This is a genomic window from Mycobacterium sp. (assembly GCF_049585075.1).
Classification (GTDB): domain Bacteria; phylum Actinomycetota; class Actinomycetes; order Mycobacteriales; family Mycobacteriaceae; genus Mycobacterium.
Genome location: NZ_JBAUZA010000452.1, coordinates 1 through 2,611, shown reverse-complemented (window position 1 = coordinate 2,611; position 2,611 = coordinate 1). Strand labels below are relative to the sequence as shown.

General features: G+C 67.7%; 4 protein-coding genes, 1 pseudogene and 1 riboswitch. Of the genes and pseudogenes, 4 read left to right on the top strand and 1 reads right to left on the bottom strand.

The window, feature by feature from the left end:
* Positions 1 to 117, bottom strand: a pseudogene (locus WB785_RS21390) (thiamine phosphate synthase); the annotation flags it as partial.
* A gap of 24 nt (positions 118 to 141) precedes the next feature.
* Positions 142 to 251: riboswitch (TPP riboswitch) on the top strand.
* Between WB785_RS21390 and thiO the strand changes: the two are divergent.
* The 4 genes from thiO to WB785_RS21370 all read left to right on the top strand — a co-directional run.
* A complete protein-coding gene (gene thiO, locus WB785_RS21385) occupies positions 242 to 1,258 on the top strand; it encodes a glycine oxidase ThiO (protein WP_424081583.1) in 1,017 nt (338 codons plus the stop codon). It overlaps the preceding riboswitch by 10 nt.
* Positions 1,255 to 1,461 carry a sulfur carrier protein ThiS gene (gene thiS, locus WB785_RS21380; RefSeq protein WP_424081581.1) on the top strand — a complete coding sequence of 69 codons (207 nt, stop codon included), beginning with the start codon at positions 1,255 to 1,257 and terminating at the stop codon, positions 1,459 to 1,461. Before thiO ends, thiS begins: the two co-directional genes overlap by 4 nt.
* Complete coding sequence (locus tag WB785_RS21375; RefSeq protein ID WP_424081579.1) at positions 1,454 to 2,212, top strand: thiazole synthase; 759 nt, start codon at positions 1,454 to 1,456, stop codon at positions 2,210 to 2,212. Before thiS ends, WB785_RS21375 begins: the two co-directional genes overlap by 8 nt.
* Positions 2,209 to 2,611, top strand: a 403-nt coding sequence (locus WB785_RS21370; protein WP_424081577.1) for an SGNH/GDSL hydrolase family protein, incomplete at its 3' end; no start/stop codon positions are given. The genes WB785_RS21375 and WB785_RS21370, both read left to right, overlap by 4 nt.

The following is a 2,611-nucleotide window of genomic DNA, read 5'->3' as shown; positions in this document are numbered from 1 at the left end:
GTCCACCCCGCCGGCCAGGGCGGCGTCGGCGAACTGGGCCAGATCGCCTCGATCGCGGCGCGCGTCGGTACACAAATACAGCCGCGCGCTCGCCAACCGAGTCGAGGTTTGGTGCACATCGCGACGCTAGCGGCTAGCGTGGAGGGTCGACACGGGAGTCCCGGGGACGGGGTCTGAGAGTGGGCGCGCCTGCCCTTACCGTCGAACCTGATCCGGATCATGCCGGCGAAGGGAGCGGAAGATGCCACCGGACTCGGGATCGCTGGCCGTCATCGGCGGCGGCGTCATCGGGCTGTCGGTGGCGCGGCGCGCCGCGCAAGCCGGATGGGCGGTGCGGGTGCATCGCACTGGCCAACCCGGCGCGTCCTGGGTGGCGGCCGGCATGCTGGCGCCGCACAGCGAAGGCTGGCCCGGTGAGGAGAGGTTGCTGCAGCTGGGTCTGGAATCGCTGCGGCTATGGCAGCAGGGCGGATTCACCGACGGGCTGCCAGAGCGGGTGATCACGGCGCGGGAGTCGTTGGTGGTCGCTGTCGATCGCGCTGATGTCGCTGAGCTGCGTACGGTCGCCGACTGGCTGTCCGCGCAAGGTCACCCGGTGATTTGGGAGTCGGCTGCCCGCGACGTGGAACCGATGCTGGCACAAGGCATTCGGCATGGCTTCCGGGCGCCCACCGAATTGGCGGTGGATAATCGCGCGCTGCTGGAGGGACTGGCGGCGGCGTGTGAGGAGCTCGGCGTGGAGTGGGACGGACCGGTGGGCGACCTGGGCGTTTTGCAGGCTGACGCAGTTGTGATTGCCAACGGCATCGATGCGCCGACGTTATGGCCCGGTCTACCCATTCGGCCGGTGAAAGGCGAAGTGTTGCGGCTACGCTGGCGGAAGGGGTGTATGCCATTGCCGCAGCGGGTAATTCGCGCGCGCGTGCATGGACGGCAGGTGTATATGGTGCCGCGCTGCGACGGCGTGGTGGTGGGTGCCACTCAGTACGAGCACGGCCGCGATATTGCGCCGAGCGTATCTGGCGTGCGTGACCTGCTCGACGACGCCTGTACGGTGCTGCCTGCTCTGGGCGAGTACGAGCTGGCGGAGTGTGTCGCCGGTCTGCGCCCGATGACACCGGATAACCTACCGCTGGTGGGACGGTTGGATGCGCGAACGTTGATCGCCGCCGGTCACGGCCGCTCCGGTTTTCTGCTGGCGCCCTGGACTGCCGAACAGATTGTGTCCGAATTGATTCCGGTTGGAGCGCATCCATGATTATCCGCCTGAACGCCGAGCAACTCGAGGTCGATGAGCAGACCACCGTTGCGGCGCTGCTGCAGTCCTTGGGCTATCCCGACCGCGGCATTGCGGTGGCCGTCGACCAAGCGGTGCTACCACGGTCTGCTTGGACGACAAGGCTTTCGGCGCTCTCCGCGCCGGTCCAACTCGAAGTGGTGACGGCGGTGCAAGGTGGCTGATTCCAAACTGACAATCGCCGGGCGCAGCTTCACATCGCGGCTAATCATGGGCACCGGCGGCGCCTCTAACCTCGCCGTCCTCGAAGAGGCCCTGATCGCTTCCGGCACCGAGCTGACCACCGTGGCAATGCGGCGGGTGGACGCGGAGGGTGGCACGGGCATGCTCGACCTGTTGAGCCGACTTGGTATCACTCCGCTGCCCAACACCGCGGGCTGCCGTGGCGCCGCGGAGGCCGTGCTGACTGCGCAGCTGGCCCGCGAAGCCCTTGGCACCGAATGGATCAAGCTAGAAGTCATCGCCGACGAACGCACGCTGCTGCCCGATGCCATCGAATTAGTCAGCGCCGCAGAGCAATTGGTCGATGATGGATTTGTGGTGCTGCCATACGCCAACGATGACCCGGTGCTGGCCAAACGATTGGAGGACACCGGCTGCGCGGCAGTGATGCCGCTGGGCTCGCCGATCGGTACGGGCCTGGGCATCGCCAACCCGCACAACATCGAAATGATTGTCGCCCAGGCCGGCGTCCCCGTCGTCCTCGACGCCGGCATCGGGACCGCCAGTGACGCCGCGCTGGCCATGGAGTTGGGCTGTGACGCAGTGCTGTTGGCGACTGCCGTGACCCGGGCCGCCGATCCGGCCGCGATGGCCGCGGCGATGGCCGCCGCAGTCACCGCCGGCTATCTGGCCCGCCGCGCCGGGCGGATTCCGAAGCGATTCTGGGCTCAGGCGTCGAGTCCCACCCGATGAGCCGGCGGTACGTCGCGCTCGGCAGCTCGATGGCGGCCGGTCCTGGGATCCGGCCCAGTGCGCCGGACGCGCCGTTTCGTTCAGGTCGGTCGGCACGCAACTACGCCCACCTGGTCGCCGAACAACTGGACCTCAACCTGCTCGACGTCACGTTTTCCGGCGCCACCACCGCGCACGTGCTGGCCGAGAGTCAGCGAGGAGCGCAACCGCAAATCGAGGCGCTGGACGGCTCCGAAGAGCTGGTCACCATCACCATCGGCGGCAACGACGTCGGGTATGTGCCGTTGCTGATGGCTGCGATGTTGCCGCGGGTCGCTCGGCTACTGCCGGGCATCGGTGCGCTATTCGACCGAGACGCGCGCGAGCAGGCGCTCGACGGCGTCGGCGATTCGCTGCGTG